Here is an 810-nt window from a genome sequence, read left to right as displayed (position 1 = left end):
TTGTGTATGAACGCTCGAAAAAACATGGGCTGTTCCGGGTGATCCCCATTAAAGGGGCATCCGTCTACGGAAAGCCGGTGGCCAGCATGCCACGTAAGCGAAACAAAAACGGGGTTTACCTTACCGAAATCGGTACGGATACCGCGAAAGAGCAGATTTATAACCGCTTCACACTGACGCCGGAAGGGGATGAACCGCTTCCCGGTGCCGTTCACTTCCCGAATAACCCGGATATTTTTGATCTGACCGAAGCGCAGCAGCTGACTGCTGAAGAGCAGGTCGAAAAATGGGTGGATGGCAGGAAAAAAATACTGTGGGACAGCAAAAAGCGACGCAATGAGGCACTCGACTGCTTCGTTTATGCGCTGGCGGCGCTGCGCATCAGTATTTCCCGCTGGCAGCTGGATCTCAGTGCGCTGCTGGCGAGCCTGCAGGAAGAGGATGGTGCAGCAACCAACAAGAAAACACTGGCAGATTACGCCCGTGCCTTATCCGGAGAGGATGAATGACGCGACAGGAAGAACTTGCCGCTGCCCGTGCGGCACTGCATGACCTGATGACAGGTAAACGGGTGGCAACAGTACAGAAAGACGGACGAAGGGTGGAGTTTACGGCCACTTCCGTGTCTGACCTGAAAAAATATATTGCAGAGCTGGAAGTGCAGACCGGCATGACACAGCGACGCAGGGGACCTGCAGGATTTTATGTATGAAAACGCCCACCATTCCCACCCTTCTGGGGCCGGACGGCATGACATCGCTGCGCGAATATGCCGGTTATCACGGCGGTGGCAGCGGATTTGGAGGGCAG

Annotated in this window: 2 protein-coding genes; both read left to right on the top strand. The window is 54.9% G+C overall.

Features of this window, described 5'->3' with window-relative positions; translation table 11 throughout:
* On the top strand, positions 1–509 hold a 509-nt coding region (locus HP552_RS00650; protein WP_077793389.1), incomplete at its 5' end, for a terminase gpA endonuclease subunit.
* Entirely contained in the window at positions 506–712 is a 207-nt protein-coding gene (locus HP552_RS00645; protein WP_000198149.1) for a phage head-tail joining protein, read from the top strand. The genes HP552_RS00650 and HP552_RS00645, both read left to right, overlap by 4 nt.
* Positions 713–810 lie beyond the last annotated feature (98 nt).

This window comes from Paenibacillus xylanilyticus (genome assembly GCF_013359935.1).
In the GTDB taxonomy this organism is placed as follows: domain Bacteria; phylum Bacillota; class Bacilli; order Paenibacillales; family Paenibacillaceae; genus Paenibacillus; species Paenibacillus xylanilyticus.
This window is presented reverse-complemented; position numbering and strand designations above follow the sequence as displayed.

Excerpts from the sequence above, each read along its gene's own strand:
- HP552_RS00645 (WP_000198149.1), top strand. The coding sequence starts at position 506 with ATGACGCGACAGGAAGAACTTGCCGCTGCCCGTGCGGCACTGCATGAC.